The 18069-nt window shown below is 65.1% G+C and carries 21 protein-coding genes; 11 read left to right on the top strand and 10 right to left on the bottom strand.

The genetic code is table 11. The annotated features are described in order from the left end of the window. Positions 1 to 261: 261 nt before the first annotated feature. Complete coding sequence (uvrA, locus tag WDM94_08500) at positions 262 to 3264, top strand: excinuclease ABC subunit UvrA (GenBank protein MEJ0012654.1); 3003 nt, start codon at positions 262 to 264, stop codon at positions 3262 to 3264. A gap of 794 nt (positions 3265 to 4058) precedes the next feature. Here uvrA and WDM94_08495 read toward each other — a convergent pair. Further along, positions 4059 to 5030, bottom strand: a complete 972-nt coding sequence (locus WDM94_08495) for a DUF5677 domain-containing protein (protein ID MEJ0012653.1) — start codon at positions 5028 to 5030, stop codon at positions 4059 to 4061. Positions 5031 to 5055: 25 nt separating this feature from the next. Next, positions 5056 to 5520, bottom strand: coding sequence for a hypothetical protein (locus tag WDM94_08490; GenBank protein MEJ0012652.1), 465 nt, complete (start codon positions 5518 to 5520; stop codon positions 5056 to 5058). 171 nt (positions 5521 to 5691) lie between these two features. Between WDM94_08490 and WDM94_08485 the strand changes: the two genes are divergently transcribed. Next, on the top strand, positions 5692 to 6057 hold the full coding sequence (locus WDM94_08485) for a nuclear transport factor 2 family protein (protein MEJ0012651.1): 366 nt from the start codon (positions 5692 to 5694) through the stop codon (positions 6055 to 6057). A 59-nt stretch (positions 6058 to 6116) separates the two neighbouring features. Here WDM94_08485 and WDM94_08480 read toward each other — a convergent pair whose 3' ends face one another. Next, positions 6117 to 7013 carry a hypothetical protein gene (locus tag WDM94_08480; protein MEJ0012650.1) on the bottom strand — a complete coding sequence of 299 codons (897 nt, stop codon included), beginning with the start codon at positions 7011 to 7013 and terminating at the stop codon, positions 6117 to 6119. Between the two features lie 396 nt (positions 7014 to 7409). Here WDM94_08480 and WDM94_08475 point away from each other — a divergent pair, with 396 nt between their 5' ends. From WDM94_08475 to WDM94_08455, 5 genes are all read left to right on the top strand, one after another. Further along, on the top strand, positions 7410 to 7766 hold the full coding sequence (locus tag WDM94_08475; GenBank protein ID MEJ0012649.1) for a DMT family protein: 357 nt from the start codon (positions 7410 to 7412) through the stop codon (positions 7764 to 7766). Positions 7767 to 8452: 686 nt separating this feature from the next. Further along, positions 8453 to 9019, top strand: a complete 567-nt coding sequence (locus WDM94_08470; protein MEJ0012648.1) for a type 1 glutamine amidotransferase domain-containing protein — start codon at positions 8453 to 8455, stop codon at positions 9017 to 9019. Positions 9020 to 9210: 191 nt separating this feature from the next. Then, complete coding sequence (locus tag WDM94_08465; protein ID MEJ0012647.1) at positions 9211 to 9414, top strand: cold-shock protein; 204 nt, start codon at positions 9211 to 9213, stop codon at positions 9412 to 9414. A gap of 80 nt (positions 9415 to 9494) precedes the next feature. Next, complete coding sequence (locus WDM94_08460) at positions 9495 to 9680, top strand: hypothetical protein (protein ID MEJ0012646.1); 186 nt, start codon at positions 9495 to 9497, stop codon at positions 9678 to 9680. After that, positions 9680 to 9904 carry a hypothetical protein gene (locus WDM94_08455; protein ID MEJ0012645.1) on the top strand — a complete coding sequence of 75 codons (225 nt, stop codon included), beginning with the start codon at positions 9680 to 9682 and terminating at the stop codon, positions 9902 to 9904. The genes WDM94_08460 and WDM94_08455 overlap by 1 nt, the downstream gene beginning before the upstream one ends. Positions 9905 to 9914: 10 nt before the next feature. Here the strand turns inward: WDM94_08455 and WDM94_08450 are convergent, their stop codons facing one another. Beyond that, complete coding sequence (locus tag WDM94_08450; protein ID MEJ0012644.1) at positions 9915 to 10193, bottom strand: hypothetical protein; 279 nt, start codon at positions 10191 to 10193, stop codon at positions 9915 to 9917. A gap of 88 nt (positions 10194 to 10281) precedes the next feature. Further along, complete coding sequence (locus WDM94_08445) at positions 10282 to 11112, bottom strand: hypothetical protein (GenBank protein ID MEJ0012643.1); 831 nt, start codon at positions 11110 to 11112, stop codon at positions 10282 to 10284. A gap of 124 nt (positions 11113 to 11236) precedes the next feature. Between WDM94_08445 and WDM94_08440 the strand changes: the two genes are divergently transcribed. After that, positions 11237 to 11440 carry a cold-shock protein gene (locus WDM94_08440; protein MEJ0012642.1) on the top strand — a complete coding sequence of 68 codons (204 nt, stop codon included), beginning with the start codon at positions 11237 to 11239 and terminating at the stop codon, positions 11438 to 11440. 72 nt (positions 11441 to 11512) lie between these two features. Then, entirely contained in the window at positions 11513 to 11818 is a 306-nt protein-coding gene (locus WDM94_08435; GenBank protein MEJ0012641.1) for a GNAT family N-acetyltransferase, read from the top strand. On the opposite strand, the gene WDM94_08430 is transcribed toward WDM94_08435, so the two are convergent. After that, complete coding sequence (locus WDM94_08430) at positions 11805 to 12224, bottom strand: secondary thiamine-phosphate synthase enzyme YjbQ (GenBank protein ID MEJ0012640.1); 420 nt, start codon at positions 12222 to 12224, stop codon at positions 11805 to 11807. The genes WDM94_08435 and WDM94_08430 overlap by 14 nt on opposite strands. A gap of 279 nt (positions 12225 to 12503) precedes the next feature. Here WDM94_08430 and WDM94_08425 point away from each other — a divergent pair, with 279 nt between their 5' ends. Both WDM94_08425 and trmFO read left to right on the top strand, forming a co-directional pair. Beyond that, on the top strand, positions 12504 to 12659 hold the full coding sequence (locus tag WDM94_08425) for a DUF1127 domain-containing protein (protein MEJ0012639.1): 156 nt from the start codon (positions 12504 to 12506) through the stop codon (positions 12657 to 12659). A gap of 171 nt (positions 12660 to 12830) precedes the next feature. Next, positions 12831 to 14213 (top strand): methylenetetrahydrofolate--tRNA-(uracil(54)-C(5))-methyltransferase (FADH(2)-oxidizing) TrmFO, encoded by a 1383-nt coding sequence (gene trmFO, locus WDM94_08420; GenBank protein MEJ0012638.1) that lies wholly within the window; start codon positions 12831 to 12833, stop codon positions 14211 to 14213. On the opposite strand, the gene WDM94_08415 is transcribed toward trmFO, so the two are convergent. The 4 genes from WDM94_08415 to secD are packed head-to-tail and all read right to left on the bottom strand — an operon-like array spanning position 14214 to position 18020. Further along, positions 14214 to 15071: a phytoene/squalene synthase family protein gene (locus WDM94_08415; GenBank protein ID MEJ0012637.1), complete on the bottom strand. Its 858-nt coding sequence runs from the start codon at positions 15069 to 15071 to the stop codon at positions 14214 to 14216. Continuing rightward, the gene (locus WDM94_08410; protein ID MEJ0012636.1) at positions 15071 to 15448 is read right to left on the bottom strand and encodes an MTH938/NDUFAF3 family protein; all 378 of its coding nucleotides are present in this window, start codon (positions 15446 to 15448) and stop codon (positions 15071 to 15073) included. The genes WDM94_08415 and WDM94_08410 overlap by 1 nt, the downstream gene beginning before the upstream one ends. An 11-nt stretch (positions 15449 to 15459) precedes the next feature. After that, positions 15460 to 16443, bottom strand: a complete 984-nt coding sequence (gene secF, locus WDM94_08405; protein MEJ0012635.1) for a protein translocase subunit SecF — start codon at positions 16441 to 16443, stop codon at positions 15460 to 15462. Beyond that, positions 16440 to 18020 (bottom strand): protein translocase subunit SecD, encoded by a 1581-nt coding sequence (gene secD / locus WDM94_08400; protein MEJ0012634.1) that lies wholly within the window; start codon positions 18018 to 18020, stop codon positions 16440 to 16442. Before secD ends, secF begins: the two co-directional genes overlap by 4 nt. Positions 18021 to 18069 lie beyond the last annotated feature (49 nt).

Here is an 18069-nt window from a genome sequence, read left to right as displayed (position 1 = left end):
AGCATTCCCAACCTCAAATGCGCGCCGAAAAGGTCGCGACCTTCGCCGCGCCGGCCGGCCGGCTCGTTCCTCATTTGTTCTGGACAGCCAGGCGGCGCCGGGCGAGACTGCAGCCTCCTGCCGGATTCGCGCCGTCATGCGTTGCATAAGCATCGGTCCGGCGGTCCGCCCGCCTTGTTTCGCGGCCGCGAAAGCATAAGTTTGGGGCTCGGCCGCATCTCACACGCGAGGGAGGCCGCGCCTCCCACACTGGATCAGACGATGGCCTCCAAGTCGGCTCCCGCCGCGCTCCCCGCTGGCAAGTTCATCTCCATTCGCGGGGCGCGGGAGCACAACCTCAAGAACATCGACCTCGACCTGCCGCGCGACAAGCTGATCGTGCTGACCGGCCTGTCGGGCTCGGGCAAGTCGTCGCTCGCCTTCGACACGATCTACGCCGAGGGCCAGCGGCGCTACGTCGAGTCGCTGTCGGCCTACGCGCGCCAGTTCCTCGAGATGATGCAGAAGCCGGACGTCGACCAGATCGACGGCCTGTCGCCGGCCATCTCGATCGAGCAGAAGACGACGTCGCGTAACCCGCGCTCGACCGTCGGCACGGTCACCGAGATCTACGACTACATGCGTCTGCTCTTCGCGCGCGCCGGCATCCCCTATTCGCCGGCGACCGGGCTGCCGATCACCAGCCAGACCGTGTCGCAGATGGTCGACCGCGTGCTCGCCATGCCGGAAGGCACGCGCCTCTACCTGCTCGCGCCGATCGTGCGCGGCCGCAAGGGCGAGTATCGCAAGGAACTGGCCGAGCTTCAGAAAAAGGGCTTCCAGCGCGTCAAGATCGACGGCGTCTTCCACGAAATCGCCGACGCCCCTGCCCTCGACAAGAAGCTGAAGCACGACATCGAGGTGGTGGTCGATCGGGTCGTCGTGCGGCCGGATCTGTCGACGCGCCTCGCCGACTCCTTCCAGACCGCGCTGGAACTGGCGGACGGCCTCGCCATCGCGGAAGTCGCCGACGCCAAGCAGGAAGCCGCCGACGCCGAGACCGCCACCACGAAAAAGAAGAAGGGAAACGCCGCATCGTCCAAGGCCGACGCCCGCGACGAGAACCGGATCATCTTCTCGGAAAAATTCGCCTGCCCGGTTTCCGGCTTCACCATCCCCGAGATCGAGCCGCGCCTGTTCTCGTTCAATAATCCGTACGGCGCCTGCCCGGTATGCGACGGCCTCGGCACCGAGCGCACCATCGACCCGCATCTCGTCGTCCCCGACGACACGCGCAGTCTGCAGGACCATGCCGTGGCGCCGTGGGGCAAGTCGCAGTCGCCCTACTACCAGCAGACGCTGGAGGCGCTCGCCCGCGCCTACAAATTCTCGATGACGGCGCCGTGGTCCGACCTGCCCAAGAAGGCGCAGCAGGTCGTCCTCTACGGCACCGGCGATGAGGACGTGACCTTCCACTACAACGACGGCGCCCGCTCCTACCGCACGACAAAGTCATTCGAGGGCGTGATCCCCAACCTCGAGCGGCGCTGGAAGGAAACCGACTCCGCCTGGATGCGCGAGGAGATCGAGCGCTACCATTCGGCGACGCCGTGCGTCGCCTGCCACGGTTATCGCCTGAAGCCCGAGGCGCTGGCGGTGAAGCTCGACAATTTCCACATCGCCCAGGTCTCCGAGCTGTCGATCCGCAAGGCGATGTCGTGGTTCGCCCACCTGCCGGAGACCCTGAGCGATCAGCAGAACGAGATTGCCGTCCGCATCCTGAAGGAGATCAACGAGCGCCTGCGCTTCCTGGTCGACGTCGGGCTGGATTACCTGACGCTCGCCCGCGCCTCGGGCACGTTGTCCGGCGGCGAGAGCCAGCGCATCCGCCTCGCCTCGCAGATCGGCTCGCGCCTCACCGGCGTCCTCTACGTGCTGGACGAGCCGAGTATCGGCCTGCACCAGCGCGACAACGCCCGCCTGCTCGACACGCTCCGCCACCTCCGCGACATCGGCAACACCGTCATCGTCGTCGAGCATGACGACGACGCCATCCGCCAGGCCGACTACGTCGTCGACATCGGCCCCGCCGCCGGCATCCATGGCGGCAACGTCATCGCCAAGGGCACGCCGGAAGAAGTAATGGCCACCCCGGATTCGCTCACCGGGCAATATCTCTCGGGCACGCGCGAGATTCCGATGCCCGCCTATCGCCGCCCGCCGGTGAAGGGCAAGAGCATCAAGGTGGTCGGCGCCTCGGGCAACAACCTGAAAAATGTCAGCGCCGAGATACCGCTGGGCCTGCTCACCTGCATCACCGGCGTTTCCGGCTCGGGCAAGTCGACGCTGACCATCGACACCCTCTACCAGGCCGTCGCCCGCCGCCTCAACGACGCGCGCGAGGCGCCGGCCGAGCACAAGCACATCGAGGGGCTGGAGCAGCTCGACAAGGTCATCGACATCGACCAGAGCCCGATCGGCCGCACGCCGCGCTCCAATCCCGCGACCTACACCGGCGCCTTTACGCCGATCCGCGAATGGTTCGCGGGCCTGCCCGAGTCCAAGGCGCGCGGCTACAACCCCGGCCGCTTCTCGTTCAACATCAAGGGCGGCCGCTGCGAGGCCTGCCAGGGCGACGGCGTCATCAAGATCGAGATGCACTTCCTGCCCGACGTCTACGTCACCTGCGACGTCTGCAAGGGCAAGCGCTACAATCGCGAGACGCTGGAGGTGAAGTTCAAGGGCAAGTCGATCGCCGACGTCCTCGACATGACGGTCGAGGAGGCCAAGCTGTTCTTCGACGCCGTGCCCACCATCCGCGAGAAGATGGAGACGCTCGACCGCGTCGGCCTCGGCTACATCCACGTCGGCCAGCAGGCGAACACGCTCTCCGGCGGCGAGGCGCAGCGCATCAAGCTGTCGAAGGAGCTCTCCAAGCGCGCCACCGGCCGCACGCTCTACATCCTCGACGAGCCGACGACCGGACTCCACTTCCACGACGTCGCCAAGCTCCTCGAGGTCCTCCACGAGCTGGTCAACCAGGGCAACACCGTCGTCGTCATCGAGCACAACCTCGAAGTCGTCAAGACGGCCGACTGGCTGATCGACATGGGCCCCGAAGGCGGCGACGCCGGCGGCGAGATCATCGCGACCGGCACGCCCGAGCAGGTGGCGAAGGAGAAGCGGAGCTATACAGGCGCGTTTCTCAAGCCGGTGCTGGCGCGGGCGCGCGCGTCACGGCGCGCGGAGGATGAGGGCGGGGACCGCGTCGAGGCAGCGGAGTAGATCGTGACACTCGGGATAGCCTGGATAAGACTATCAGGTAACATCCGAGAGCTTGTGGTGATTTCGGACAGTCGGCTTTCGGGCGGTCAATATTGGGACGCGAATCCAAAGATCATGCTGCTGCCGCGGACCGATTGTGTGATCTCGTTCGCGGGGGACACAAACGACGCCTATCCGCTTATGCTGCAAGCATACAACGCTATTCATATGTTTGCGGCGGCTGCGACTCGTGGGATGGACCTAGCTGACCTCAAGGGCCATCTAATACGTGTATTCAATAGGTCTCGGGCTTTCATATCGCACCTTCCGGTGCGTCAAAGAATTCCATCCCCGTCAGGCGCAATCTTCCTACTCTCTGGTTATTCTTGGCGCTCCAAGACGTTCAAGATTTGGAAGCTGTTCTTCGATCCCGGCATCGGCCGATTTACGTTTCGTCCCGCGAGGCATTGGGCAGGAGCCGGGCAAGAGGGAAAGCTGATAACATTCGTTGGCGATGAAGCGGCCATCGTTGATGCGAAAAGACGCCTAGTCGAACGGTTGCGTCAGAAGGCGAAGCTTCGAGATGGCACTTTGGACATGGAGCCCTTCGAAGTTCTGCGCGATGTGATCCGATCAGGACGACACGCCAGCGTGGGAGGCGCACCTCAGGTCGTGAAAATATACGAGCATATGAACGCGATACCGTTCGGGGTCGCTTGGCCGGACCACCCGTCTGGGACAGTTACCCTTCTGGGTCGTCCGTTGCTTGACTACGAGCGATCCCCATCGCGGATCATCGATCCCGATCAGCCACTTCATTCCGTCGGCCCTGGTGACGAATAATCGACGCGCTCACTCTTCGGCCGCTCGCGTTTTCGCCGGTGCTTTGTCTGCACCTTCAAATGCAGTCGAGGCTTAAAGGGCGGATAGAGGATCGCGACTCGCTCCAACGCCAAATTGGCGATCTTCACGATGTCTGGGACGGTGTCTTGGAATAGAAACCGAGGCGGAACTGGTACTCGATGAAACCGATGAAGCGGGTTCACACAATCACCGTAGACAGCGTGGCGCGTGGCGCTCCAATTGGCGTGAACGTACGCTGATAGTCCGTCGTAGTAGCGATCGTAAACGTCCTTGACGCCTGCCTCCTCTGCCATCTTTCGAAGGTTCTTGTCCGACCAGGCCCCCAAATTTATATCTTGAAACTCCATCCACATATCTTCGTTAGCTAAGCTCTCCAAAAGTTCTCTGGTGGTAAAGCTCGGCAGGTCTTCGACGCTGACATTCTTCAAATATGCGAGTTTCGACTGGCCTGCACCGTAATTGCGGTACTGCATCCAAATCGTTGGGTCATCCTTCGATGAAAGAAAGCTCAAGGTTAGATACGCTTCCAAGGCAGTGCGAGCGATAAGGCGACCGGCAACAGTCTGCCCCGCGGTGCTCTTGAGAGCGAAGACCAACAGCTGAAGGATGTATAACGCCAAGCCAAACGTAGCGTCGTGCCGCGCATCGATGGCCGTAGTGCCAATCGTCGCCATGAACCAGTTTGACAGTTCATCATATAGCTTCGCCACGTCGTCGAAGAAAATGCGGTAGTCCTCCTGACGGGCGCCCTCGTCCGGAAATCGGGGTATGCAGGCGGTCTTAGAAAAACATTCTGACCAAAATACACCCGCGTATGGAGGGAGCCGTCCTGACTCGGACATCCGGTTTCGCGTCATCATTTCGCTCGCGCGAATGTGCGGTCGCACTGCGCGCATATCGCCCTTGTCTGGGTAGTGGATCATCTCCTCAACTCGCTCGCGCATATCTTCAGGATACGAGCTTGTCTTGGGCCATCAGCGTCATGATCCTGATCCACCGACAGTCGGTGGCAGCTTGCGACTGATGGTCGAACGAGTGCCCGATCGCTGTGCCTAGCTTCTGCCAGTCGGTCGATGGATCGCCGGGCTCCCCAAGGCAGCGTTGCCAGTGCGCGCGATCGGGAAGGCCCTCCAACAGAAGAAGTGGGGTAAGGGCATTTCGTACTTCATCATCTTTGCATAGCTCGACAAACAAAATGTCAAACTGAGCTGGCTCTAGTTTCGCGAATTCGGAGTGACCCAACATGATATTGCCGACATCCGCTCGGCGGCTCTTGTAGCGCCCGAGCACAATACGAAACACTGAGATCGCCTTTTGGCGATCGAGCAGACCGGCGATTAGCGCCGACCACAGCACCTCTGCGAGAACCTCGTTCACCCAAGACGAAAACTGCAGATTTTGCAGTTTGCTCATTGGCGATTTGAGTTTCTTTTTGTCTCTTACGTGCTTTTCTAGGGGTGTGGATTCGACGGCGTGCGATCGGCGTTTGTTTCGCTTTGCCATGTCTCTGCTTTCGCACCTTTGGCATACTCGCTGCCAACTACTATACTACAGGGACATAGTCGCCACGCTGGGCTTACGTTCATGGGCACTGTCGCCCCCGACTCCCTGCTCCACCGCAACCTCACCGAAATCTTCGGCGAGCGTGACGCGTCCCGCCGCCGCGCGGCGATCGCGGACCTGACCACCGACGACGTCGTCTTCACGGAGCCGAACGGCCGCCATGTCGGGCGCGCTGCGATGGATGCGGCGGTGGCGGCCCTGCAGGTGCGCCTGCCGGACTTCGTCTTCACGGAATTGCCGCCGGTGCAGGTCATCGAAGGCGCCGGCCGCGTCCATTGGGGCTTCGGCCCGCCGGGCGCGCCGCCGGCGATCACCGGCCTCGACGTGATCGTGGTCCGCGACGGCCGCATCGCCGCGCTCTACACCTTCCTCGATCCGAAGCCGTAGCCAGCTTCGTTGCACCGGGAGCCTGAAAAGCCGGCGCAGACCGGCGCCGCCGTCCGCGGCTAGAAATGCAGCGCGGCGCCCGCGGTGATCGCCTGCACCAGCAGCGTGTCGTAGACCGGCGGCAGGACGTGCGCGAAATGGGCGGTCGCGTTCGCCATATTGCTTGCGCCGGTCGGCAGCTTGTCGATGTAGAGCGCGCGATAGCCGGCCTTCAGCGTCAATGCGCCGAATGCCTGGGTCAGGCTGATGCCGGCTTCGGCGAAGGCGCTCCAGTGGCGCGCCGTCGCTGCGTCAGGAACGCGCTGACGCCCGTCGAGGAAAGCAGCAGATATGCGTTCTCGTCGCTTAGGAAGAGTACGCCGGCGCGCCCGTCCACCGCGACACGCGTCGCGCCGGCGCCGAGGTCGGCTGCGAGGCCCACCTGCGGGCCCCATCCCGTCGAGCGCGCCTCGATGCTGTAATCGGTAGAGGAGCCCGAAGATCGCGGTGTCGGTCAACTTATCCTTCGACGCCAGCCGGCGCGGACCGGCGAAGACCGTCAGCGCCGGCGACAGCTTCAGCGTTGCATCGAGCTCGGCGGTGTCGAGCTGCGCACTCACCGAAGCGTGGTCGTCGATGACGCCAAAATTGTCATGATCGCCGATGCGCACGTCGCCGAGAGCGCCGAGTTCGGTTGGCCCTCCCGTCCAGCCGAAGCCGCCGAGGAAACGGGCCTCAAGCCCGACGTGCTCGCCGGAGCCGCTCGCGCGGATGTCGAGGCCCGTGCCCTGCCCCACCGGCGCCAGGTCGGTGTTGTAGATCGTGCGCCCGCCACCATTCGGAACGATGATCGGCGCGGCGCTGCTCGATCCGGAGCGCCATGCGTAAACAGCCTCGGCTGAGATCTTGATCTCGGAAGCTGAAGTGGCTTCGGCACAGGCGGCAGCACCCGCCGCTGCAAAGGCCGCAGCGATCACAAGACGATACGCAAACACAACAAACGTCCCCGGCGCCGCAGGCAAAGCTACGCATGACCGGCGGCCGTCGGGGCAAACCCTATTGGCGCGTTGCGCCGCGTTTGGCGCTTGGCTGTAACGCGACGGCAACATCCGCAAATCGGGAAGTCCGCGGTGGCCGGCACACCGCAAGATTATCCCTGCCCCGCGCCCGCCCTCTATCTTCGCCGCGGTCGTCACGCCCTGCCGGGCGCGCCGCGGGACACTCGCGGCCGGCTACATGCTCCAGGATATCAGCTCTTCCGACCTGGAGCCCGGTCATGGCGCGGCGCGAGGCAAGCCGGCGGACGGCGTCGGCTGGCGCTTCTCTTGACACCATCGCAGCGCGTCCTTCGACATCACGCATCGCCAACAGGGATTCCCGCCGTGGTCGCTCGCCTCCTCCCCGTGCTGCTGCTCGCCTGCTCCAACGTGTTCATGACCTTCGCGTGGTACGGCCACCTGAAGTTCAAGGACCGGGCATTGTGGATCGTCATCCTGGTGAGCTGGGGCATCGCGCTCATCGAATACTGCTTCGCCGTGCCGGCCAACCGCATCGGCAGCGCCGTCTATTCCGGCGCCCAGCTCAAGGCGATCCAGGAGGTCATCACGCTCACCGTGTTCGCCGGCTTCTCGGTGCTCTATTTCGGCGAGCGGCTGACGGTGAATTCCGTCGTCGGCTTCGCCCTCATCGCGGCCGGCGCCTTCTTCGTCTTTCGCGCACCCGCGGGTTAGCCGCGTTCTTTTGAACCCTCCCTTGCGCGCGCCGGAAGACTTGGGCTCCAAACTCCGGCTGCTTTTGGCGAGACACACTCTCCCCAAAGCCGCTGACGCGGCTTTGGCCCTCCCACAAGGGGAGGGCTCAAGCGGAGCTTGTTGGAGCGCGGTGTTGCAACAAGGGTGAACCCTCCCCTTGTGGGAGGGTCAAAACGCCAGAGGCGTTTTGGGGAGGGGTGTGTCTCATCCCGCAAGAGGTCCAGGTTCGTCGCCTGACCTCAGGCGGCCGCGAGAACGAGAAGATGTGCCCGATGGCCCGGCGCAAACAGGACGGCGTGTCGGCAGACGGCTACGAGGATCGCACCCCTGTGCATCCCGACGTCGTTCGCGCGGCCCTTTGCCTTCGCCTCTGTCAGATCGGTCGGACGACCAAACAGAGATGGCGAGACTGCCGCCAGTCGATCTGCCGGCGCCGCCACGCCTGCGCGGCGGCGGGCGCCCTATGCTGCGACGACATTCCGGACCTGCGCGACGATCCGGAGGCGAATGCGGGCTGTGGAGCTGACGGCCGCGCTGCAGGCGCTGATCGCCAGGCAGCGGCCGTAGCCGCGTGGCAGGCGCCTCTTCTATGCGCAGCGCGCTCGGGAACCGCCGGCGCCCCTTCGCCGTTATTTCTCACCACATCACCACTCGGGAGAACCTCCATGAAAAACATCAGCGGCAAGAAGATCGTGATCCTCGCTACCAACGGCTTCGAGCAGTCCGAGCTCGAGGTGCCGCGCGACATGCTGAAGGAAGCCGGCGCCACGGTCGATGTTGTCTCGCCGGAGGCCGGCCAGATCCGCGGCTGGGAGAAGAAGGATTGGGGCCGGCTGGTGAAGGTCGACAAGGCCCTCGCCACGGTCAGCGCCGACGACTATGACGCGATCGTGCTGCCCGGCGGGCAGACGAATCCCGACACGCTGCGAATCAATGCCGATGCGCTGGCGCTCATCCGCGCCTTCTACGACCAGAAGAAGATCGTCGCGGCGGTCTGCCACGCGCCCTGGCTGCTCATCGAAACGGGCATCGCCAAGGGCCGCGACATGACCTCGTATCCGTCGGTGAAGACCGATCTCATCAACGCCGGCGCCAACTGGAAGGACGAGGCGGTGGTCACCGACGATGGCGTCGTCACCAGCCGCAACCCGGGCGACCTCAAGGCTTTCGCCGAGAAGATCGCCGAGGAAGTCGCGGAAGGCCGCCATTTGCGGCGGGACGCGGCGGCCTAGTCGGCCACCCGTCATTGTGGCGGAGGGCCGCCTGCCCTATATGAGGGTTTCCAGACTTTGCTCTGCCTTGCTGCAGCTATTCCCCTCGGGGCTACCCTCCAAGACAACGCGAACCCGGAACGGCCCCAGGCGGAATTGTCCGCTTGGGTCCGATTTGACGCGCTTTCGCGTTTCTTAGAAGGAAGACTCCCATGGCTAAGGGCACCGTGAAATTCTTTAACGATCAAAAGGGCTTCGGCTTCATCACCCCGGATGACGGCGGCAAGGATGTGTTCGTGCACGTCTCGGCGGTCGAAAAGGCGGGCCTGCGCTCGTTCGGCGAGGGCACGAAGGTCGGCTACGACGTCGTGTCGGAGCGCGGCAAGGACGCCGCCGCCAATCTCGTCAGCGTCTAACGCGCTGAACTAAATCGGGGCCCGGCGCGCAAGCTCCGGGCCCTTGTTTTTGGCTCGCGCCGCAAGAGAAGGAGACGCCCATGGCCTTCCGGCCGAACTACAATCAGCAGCGCGGCGATCGCGACCGCGCCAAGGAACAGAAAAAGAAGGAGCGCCTGCAGCGGCGCGAGGAAGACGCGCGCAAGCGCAAGGGCGAATTGGCCGAGGGCGTGCCCGGCGAGCCGTCAGCGGATCCCGCGGTGCCCGGCACTCCGGAGAACGAATGATGGCTCGCAAAAAGGAAAAGATCGACACCAGCACGGTGCTCTTCGATGTGTTCTACGAAGACGGCAGCCGCGCTTCCAACCGCAAGGTGCCGGCGGCCGAGCTCTCGGGCCCGGGCGGCGACGACGCGGCCAAGACCTTCATCATGGATCAGGATCGCAAGATCGCCGACCTGTCAGGCAAGGCGCCGCGCGAGATCGCCCGCCTGGTGCGCTCCGGCAAGTAGCGGCAGCGCCCTACCGTTCCGGCGCTTGCTCGGCGGCGTCGCTGTCGGCCGGCTTGGCGTGTTCGGCCTCGCGCAGCACGAGGTCGTCGCGGAGCTGGTCCTGGGCCTCATCCGCCGCGGCCCCGATCAGTTCGGCAAGGTAGACGTCGTCGATCATGTCGGCGCGGCGGTGCAGGTCCTGCAGCTCGCCGCATATCAGGCGAAGCGCGGCGCGGGCGTGCGGGGCGAGGATGGCGTCCAGCTCGCCGCGGCGCGGCTCCCGTTGGCTATGACTCGAAAACGAGGTCATGGGCATGATTGTCGCGCCGGGACATTGACAAAAAACCCAAGGTCGGGCGGCCGGTTTTAGGAAAACTTTAGACGGCGAAGCTCGCGCGTCAGGTCGAAACGTCCCAATAGTCGCGAAAGGCGTCCGGCTGCCAGCGGTAGCGGAAGTGGCGGTAGCGCAGGATGTCGCCCTTCTTCAGCTTCGCGAGCTCCGACGGCTTCAGCGCCCCGCCGACGAAGGTGATGGCGACGAGATTTTCGCGCCGGCGCGCCACCCACGGCAGGCGGCTGCGGACATCTTCGACGATCGTCCACGGCGCCATGTATTCCTCGGCGAACTTCACGGCGAGGCTGCGCGGGAAGACGCGCACCTGCCCTTGTGCGGCCCAGCTCATGAAGCGCTCGTCGCTTTTCATCTGGCGGGGCAGCGAGTCGCGTGGCGCCGTCGAGATCAGCTCGCAGAATTTTTCGTAGATGAAGCCGAAGCGACCGGGATGGAAGGCCAGCACCGACGAGTTGCCGTAGTAGAAGAGCTCGGAACCGATCAGCTTGAGCAGCGACTGGTAGCGCCAGAACTGCACGTAGTGGTTCTGCAGCATGTAGAGCGCGCGCGTGCGGTCGAGCTGGTCGGCGATGCGCTGCACGTCACCGCGGATGACCGTGTCGAGGTCGAAATAGATCGTCGGCAGGTCGGGATCGAGCAGGCCCGGCGCGAACATCGCGAGCTTCAGCCGGCAGCCCTGCTTCAGGAGATCGAAGGGCACCGGAAACGGCGGAAACGGCTTCACCTCGATTTCGGGATCGAGCCCCCCGTCGACACTATCGGCAATCAGCACGAACCGAACCGGGGCGCCGGTTTGGCGGCGCACGGTACGGTGGATGCGGTTGACGGCGTCGATGCCGTATTTCGCGCCCCACTTGATGCAGACGATCTGGATCACGAGGGCTGCATAGCCCGCGCCCGGGCCGGCGAGCAAGGCGAGGGTACGCAGGCGCCCGGTTTTCGGTTATAAAGGGTCTCGGCGGCGGCCGGTGGGGGCCGTCTTGTACCGAGGGAATAGTCTTATGCCGGTGGGTACCGTCAAGTTTTTCAATACCTCCAAGGGCTTCGGTTTTATCCAGCCGAGTGACGGCAGCAAGGATGTGTTCGTGCACATCACGGCCGTGCAGCGTGCCGGTTTGCAGGGGCTGAACGAGGGCGACAAGATTTCATACGAAGTGGTGACCGAGCGCGGCAAGCTGGCTGCCTCGAACCTGGCGAAAGCCTGAAGCCACACCATCTATCGGTCTCCCCGTAGCCGGCGCCTCCTGCTGCCGGCTCCCTTTCTGTTGGCGATACCGATGGCATCCGACGTCCGCGACAATACCCGCAGTCACCGCTTCGAGCTCGAGATCGACGATCAGGTCGCGAAGAGCTGGTACCGGCTGCAAGGCAACGTGATCACCTTTACCCACACGGAAGTGCCGGAGGCGCTTTCCGGCAAGGGCGTCGGCTCGAAACTGGCCAAGGGCGCGCTCGACGCAGCCCGCGCCGCCGGCCAGAAGGTCGTGGCGCTTTGCCCGTTCATCGCCAGCTACATCAAGCGCCACCGCGAGTACCAGGACCTGCTGGCCCAGCCCGACGAGACGCCGCCTACTCCCCGATAAGGTGGAGCACGATCTCGCGCCGGTGCGGCGCGCGGCGGTGCTCGAACAGGTAGATGCCCTGCCAGGTGCCGAGCACCATACTGCCGCGGTCGATCGGGATCGCGAGGCTCACCGCGGTAAGCGCGGTGCGGATGTGGGCCGGCATGTCGTCGGGACCCTCGGCGTCGTGGACATACGGACCATCCTCCGGCGCCGCGCGTTCGAACCACGCCTCGAGGTCGGTGCGGACATCCGGGTCGGCGTTTTCCTGAATCAGCAGCGACGCCGAAGTGTGGCGGCAGAAAACGGTGAGAATCCCGGTCGCGATTCCCTGCCCGCTCACCCAGCGGGCGACCGGCGCGGTGATCTCGGTCAGGCCCCTGCCGCGGCGGGGCGCGATCACGAGATGGTGAATCGATTGCTTCATCGGGTTTGAGATTCCGATACCGGCGCCAAGCCTGCCGCACTCATTCTCCGCCGCCCCCAAAATCCGAAAAGGAATGTCGCCGGTAACCGCTTACGGCCCATCTTTACCGCATTGCAGCATGTGTGACGGAATTGTGCTGCTCTGCACCAAGTGAAGGGCCGGTATGCGATATTTCCTCTGCATCCGGCCAGGTCCGGCGCTTATCTTCGCGCTGTAAACAAAAAGACCCGAGCAGCGATTCCCCGCCTCCGAGGCGGTCTTATTCGAAAGGACGACACCATGAGCAACAAGCTGGTCAATTCTTACCGCGCCTGGCGCAAGTACCGCGAGACCTTCAAGGAACTCTCGCAGCTTTCCAACCGCGACCTCGCCGACGTCGGCATCCGTCGCTCCGAGATCGCGATGATCGCGCGCCAGTCGGCCGCGCAGATCTAGCCAACACTACCGAATTCGCCCGGGGTCTTTCCTCCCAAGGTTCCCCTGGCGACGCGGAGCGGGATCGTTCCTCCCAGATCGACCGCTCCTTGAGAGAAACGCCCGCCAATTCCTCCCTGGCGGGCGTTTTTCTTTTTGCGGCACCGGGTGCTCCGCACTAGGTTCCGCGCCATGACAACCCCGGTCCACATCATCGGCGGCGGCCTCGCCGGCTCGGAAGCCGCCTGGCAGGTGGCCGCGCGCGGCGTGCCGGTTGTCCTGCACGAGATGCGGCCGCTCCGCCGCACCGAGGCGCACCAGACCGACGGGCTCGCCGAACTGGTGTGCTCCAATTCCTTCCGCTCCGACGACCGGGAACAGAACGCCGTCGGCCTGCTCCACGAGGAGCTACGCCGCGCCGGTTCGCTCATCATGTCGGCGGCCGATTCGCATCAGGTGCCGGCCGGCGGGGCGCTGGCCGTCGATCGTGTCGGGTTCTCCGACGCCGTCTCCGCCAAGATAAACGATCATCCCCTCATCACCGTCGCGCGGGAAGAAGTCGCCGGGCTGCCCCCCGCCGATTGGGACAGCGTCATCATCGCCACCGGTCCCCTCACCGCGCCGCCGCTCGCCGAAGCCATCCGCGGGCTGACCGGCGAAGACGCCCTCGCCTTCTTCGACGCCATCGCGCCGATCGTGCATTTCGATTCGATCGACATGGACGTGGCCTGGTTCCAGTCGCGCTACGACAAGGTCGGGCCCGGCGGCACCGGCAAGGACTACATCAACTGCCCGATGACCAAGGCGGAGTACGACGCCTTCGTCGACGTGCTGCTCGCCGGCGAGCAGCACAAGTCGCACGACTGGGAGAACGTCCCCTACTTCGACGGCTGCCTGCCGATCGAGGTGATGGCGGAGCGCGGGCGCGAGACGTTGCGGCATGGACCGATGAAGCCTGTCGGGCTCACCAACGCTCACAAGCCGAACGAAAAAGCGTACGCCGTGGTGCAGCTCCGGCAGGACAATGCGCTGGGCACGCTGTTCAACATGGTCGGGTTCCAGACGCGGCTGCGCTATGCCATCCAGGCCGACACCTTCCGGCTGATCCCCGGCCTGCAGCACGCGGAGTTCGCGCGGCTGGGCGGCCTGCATCGGAACACGTTCCTCAATTCGCCGAAGCTGCTCGACGGCGTCCTACGGCTGAAGGCGGAGCCGAGGCTCCGATTCGCCGGGCAGATCACCGGCTGCGAGGGCTACGTCGAATCCGCCGCCATCGGCCTGCTCGCCGGGCGCTTCGCCGCTGCCGAGAAGCTCGGCGAGGAGATCCGCGTGCCGCCGGCGACGACGGCGTCCGGCGCGATCCTCGGGCACATCACCGGAGGGCACATCGCGGCGGGCCCGCAATCCTTCCAGCCTATGAACGTCAACTTCGGCCTCTTCCCTCCGCCCCCTGAGCCCACCGCGCGGATGCCGCATGCGGAGCGCGGCAAGGCCAAGCGGCGCGCGATCACGACGCGGGCGCTGAACGATCTCGATGCGTGGCTGGCGGGACCGGCGGCCGAGGCGGCCGAGTAGCTACATCCGCCGCGCGGCGCGCCAGATGATCCACTGCCGACGCCACGGACCCAGCTCGATGTCGCCCGCAAAGGGATCGTAGCCGGGCCTGTCCATCCGCTCGAGGTAAGGCCGGATCAGCGCCAGCGGCAGGAACGCCGCCTTCACCGGCGGTGCGAGGTCGGCGATGTCGCGTTCCGCCTCGGCGAGATGCTGGCGCACGATCGTGCGGAGGTCGGCGAGCAGCGTCACCAGCTCGGGCGACGATTTGCCGGCGAACAGCGTGCGCGTGTCGAGGCCGCGCGTCGCGATCATATTGACCGGCAGGAACAACTGGCCGCGGCGGGCGTGGATCGGCAGCGCGCGCATCAGGCCGGTCAGGGCGTAGGCGACGCCGGCGTGGCCGGCGGCATCGGCGGTGCCCGGATCGTGGCCCTCGGCGAGGATGATCGCCGCCAACTGGATCAGCGCCGACGACGTCTCGCCGGCGTAGCCCTCGAGATCGTTCAGGCTGGGCATCGGGTCGTCGTAGAGGTCGAACAGGCGCGCATCGATCAGGCGCTGGAACGCGCCCTTGGGCAGGTGAAACTTGGCGATGGTTGCGTTCAGCGCGGTGGCGATCGGGTGGCCGCCGCCGGCGTTGTTGAGGATCGAGTCGCGCCACCATTGCAGGCGGATTTCGCCGAGCATCGGATCCGAGACGACGTCGCGGACGCGCGCCACCTCCGCGTTGAAGGCGTGCAGCGCGAAGAGATGGCGGCGGAACGGCTCGGGCGCGAAAAGGTCGGTGATGTAGCGGTCGTGGTCGCTCTTCTGCACGGCCTCGCCGGCGCGGGCATAGGCCTCGGCGAGCGGCGACGGGGCCGGCTTGTCGCTCATCAGGCGACGGCGGTCAGCGCCGCGGCGACCGCGCGCTCTTCCGACAGCAGCACGTTGAAGGTGCGGACAGCGGCGCCCGTCGCCATCGGCTCGGCGACGATGTGCTCGGCGCGGCAGCGCTCGCGGATGGCGGCGGACAGCGGGCGGAGGTCGATGCCGGTGCCGACCAGCAGAATCTCGATGCCGTCGGCCTCGGCGAAGACCTTGGCGAGGCTGTCGACATCGAGCGGATCGGGCGCGTCCCAGCCGTAGATGCCGCTCGGCAGGCAAAGCAGCGAGCCGCGATGCGACATGTTGGCGAAACGAAAGCCGCCGTTGCCGTACGCGGCGATCGGAGCGCGGCCGGGGTAGTGCGCGTCGCGGATGACGACGGCCACGGCGCCGCGGCTCAGGCGCCGGCGACCGTGGTGGTGTCGGCCGCCTTCTCCTCCGCCGCTTCGTCCTCGACCTTGGCGTCGGTCGGACGCGGGCGGATGTTGAAGTAGACGAGGATCGGGCCGCCGATGAAGATCGACGAGGCGGTGGCGACGAAGATGCCCCAGATCATCGCCGCGGTGAACGACTGCACTACCGGGCCGCCGAACAGATAAAGCGAGATCAGCGCCAGCTCCAGCGTCAGCGACGTCATGATGGTGCGCGCCAGCGTCTGGTTGGTGGCGAGGTCGATGACCTCGCGGATCGGCATCTGCTTGTAACGCCGCAGGATCTCGCGGATGCGGTCGAAGATGACGACCGTATCGTTGAGCGAGTAACCGATGATGGTCAGGATCGCCGCGAGGCTGGTCAGGTTGAAGTCGATCTGCGTGATCGCGAAGAAGCCGAGCGTGAGGATGGCGTCGTGGACGAGCGTCGCCACCGCGGCAATGCCGAACTGCCATTCGAAGCGGAACCAGATGTAGGCCATGATGCCGGCGATGGTGAACAGCACGGCGTAGGTGCCGGTCGTCGCCAGTTCGCCGGAGACGCGCGGGCCGACGACCTCGACGTTGCGGTATTCGTACTCGCTGGTGCTCAACGATCCGCGCACCTTCTCTACGACCTGCTGCTGGGCAGCTTCGCCGCCCGGCTGGGTCGCAACGCGGATCAGCACGTCGTTCTCGCTGCCGATGTTCTGGATCTGCACGTCGCCGAGGCCGAGGCCGTCGACGATACCGCGGATCTTCGCGGTGTCGGCGACGCCGTTGATCGAGTGAATCTCGATCACCGTGCCGCCCTTGAAGTCGATGCCTTCATTGACGCCGACGGTGAAGAACAGCACGAACGACAGCACGATGAGCGCCAGCGAAATCGGCGTGCGGACGCGCGCCCATTTCATGAAGGGCAGATTGGTGTCGTCCGGAATGAGACGAAGCGGAAATCTCCAGTAGCTCACAGCGGCACCACCTTCGGTCTTGCCCAGGCGACCCAGAACGACACGATCAGGCGCGTCACCAGATACGACGTGAACAGCGTGCAAATGATGCCGATGGCGAGCGTCACGGCAAAGCCCCGGATCGGCCCCGAGCCCAGCTCGAACAACGCGATCGCAGCGATGAGCGCGGTCAGATGCGAGTCGATGATGGTCGCGAACGCCTTGCGGAAGCCGGTGTCGAGGGCGGCCAGCGTCGAACGGCCGGCGTGCGATTCCTCACGCATGCGTTCGTAGATCAGCACGTTGGCGTCGACCGCCATGCCCATGGTGAGCACGATGCCGGCGATGCCGGGCAGCGTGAGCGTGGCGCCAAGCGTCGTCAGGATGCCGATCATCAGGAAGTTGTTGGCGATGAGCGCGAGGTCGGCAAAGGCGCCGAGCAGGCCGTAACAGACGACCATGAAGACGGCGATGAACACGGTCGCCACGATCGAGGCGGCGATGCCGGCGCGGATCGAGTCGGCGCCGAGCGACGCGCCGACGGTGCGCTCCTCGACGATGGTGAGCTTGGCGGGCAGCGAGCCGGCGCGGAGCAGGATGGCGAGGTCGTTGGCGGTCTCGACGGTGAACGATCCGCTGATCTGGCCGGAGCCGCCGAGGATCGGCTGGCGGATAACCGGCGCCGAGATCACCTGGTTGTCGAGGACGATGGCGAACGGGCGGCCGACGTTCTTGGCGGTGACGTCGCCGAACTTACGGGCGCCGCCGGTCGACAGGCGGAAATTCACGACCGGCTCGGTGGTCTGCTGGTCGAAGCCGGTCTGCGCGTCGGTGAGGTCCTCGCCGGTCATCAGCGGCGTCTCGTCAACGTCGTAGATGATCGAGGCATTGTTCTGGTCGGGGTAGCGTGCCGTACCGGGCTTAGGCGGCGTGGCCGCGGCCTGATCGGCGCTGATCGTGTCCTGCACCAGGTGGAAGGTCATCTGCGCCGTCTGGCCGACCAGCGACTTCAGGCGCGACGGATCGCCGACGCCCGGCGCCTCGACCAGGATGCGGTCGTCGCCCTGGCGCTGGATGGAAGGCTCGGTGGTGCCGAGCTCGTTGATGCGGCGGTCGATGACTTCGATCGACTGCTGGACGATCTGGCGGACGCGCTGCGTTAGGCCGGCCGGCGAATAGGTGAAGCGGACGAGGCCGTCGTCGGCGATCGACAGATCGAACTCGCTGACGCTGCCGGCGGAAAGCAAACTGGCGTCCAGCGGGTTCTTGAGCGGCGTAAGCCGCTTGCGGACATCGTCCATGCGGTCGAGGTCGCGGACGCGAAGCTGCACCGCGTCGCCCTGGATGCCGAGGCCCGTGTAGCCGATGCGCGGATTGTCGAGCATGGCCTTGCGAACGTCGGTGACCAGCGCCTTCAGCCGCTTGGCGGTGTAGTCAGGCTTGTCGACTTCGTAGAGGAGATAGGCACCGCCCTGCAGATCGAGGCCGAGCACCATCTGCGACTTGGGCAGGAAGCTCGGCCAGCCGGCGAGCATGTCCTTGGAGAAGAAGTTCGGGATCACGGCGAGGAAGCCGAGGAACACGACCCCCAGGATCATGACAATTTGCCAGCGCGGGAAATGAAGCATCGGATCAGTCCATCAAAAA

The organism is Bauldia sp. (genome assembly GCA_037200845.1).
GTDB lineage: Bacteria > Pseudomonadota > Alphaproteobacteria > Rhizobiales > Kaistiaceae > DASZQY01.
This window is presented reverse-complemented; position numbering and strand designations above follow the sequence as displayed.

Coding starts and splice junctions, on each gene's coding strand:
- WDM94_08415 (MEJ0012637.1), bottom strand. CDS start 15,071: ATGAGCGACAAGCCGGCCCCGTCGCCGCTCGCCGAGGCCTATGCCCGC.
- WDM94_08465 (MEJ0012647.1), top strand. CDS start 9,211: ATGGCTAAGGGCACCGTGAAATTCTTTAACGATCAAAAGGGCTTCGGC.
- WDM94_08435 (MEJ0012641.1), top strand. CDS start 11,513: ATGGCATCCGACGTCCGCGACAATACCCGCAGTCACCGCTTCGAGCTC.
- WDM94_08470 (MEJ0012648.1), top strand. CDS start 8,453: ATGAAAAACATCAGCGGCAAGAAGATCGTGATCCTCGCTACCAACGGC.
- WDM94_08460 (MEJ0012646.1), top strand. CDS start 9,495: ATGGCCTTCCGGCCGAACTACAATCAGCAGCGCGGCGATCGCGACCGC.
- WDM94_08430 (MEJ0012640.1), bottom strand. CDS start 12,224: ATGAAGCAATCGATTCACCATCTCGTGATCGCGCCCCGCCGCGGCAGG.
- WDM94_08490 (MEJ0012652.1), bottom strand. CDS start 5,520: ATGAGCAAACTGCAAAATCTGCAGTTTTCGTCTTGGGTGAACGAGGTT.
- WDM94_08495 (MEJ0012653.1), bottom strand. CDS start 5,030: ATGATCCACTACCCAGACAAGGGCGATATGCGCGCAGTGCGACCGCAC.
- uvrA (MEJ0012654.1), top strand. CDS start 262: ATGGCCTCCAAGTCGGCTCCCGCCGCGCTCCCCGCTGGCAAGTTCATC.
- WDM94_08455 (MEJ0012645.1), top strand. CDS start 9,680: ATGGCTCGCAAAAAGGAAAAGATCGACACCAGCACGGTGCTCTTCGAT.
- WDM94_08425 (MEJ0012639.1), top strand. CDS start 12,504: ATGAGCAACAAGCTGGTCAATTCTTACCGCGCCTGGCGCAAGTACCGC.
- WDM94_08440 (MEJ0012642.1), top strand. CDS start 11,237: ATGCCGGTGGGTACCGTCAAGTTTTTCAATACCTCCAAGGGCTTCGGT.
- trmFO (MEJ0012638.1), top strand. CDS start 12,831: ATGACAACCCCGGTCCACATCATCGGCGGCGGCCTCGCCGGCTCGGAA.
- secD (MEJ0012634.1), bottom strand. CDS start 18,020: ATGATCCTGGGGGTCGTGTTCCTCGGCTTCCTCGCCGTGATCCCGAAC.
- WDM94_08450 (MEJ0012644.1), bottom strand. CDS start 10,193: ATGACCTCGTTTTCGAGTCATAGCCAACGGGAGCCGCGCCGCGGCGAG.
- WDM94_08485 (MEJ0012651.1), top strand. CDS start 5,692: ATGGGCACTGTCGCCCCCGACTCCCTGCTCCACCGCAACCTCACCGAA.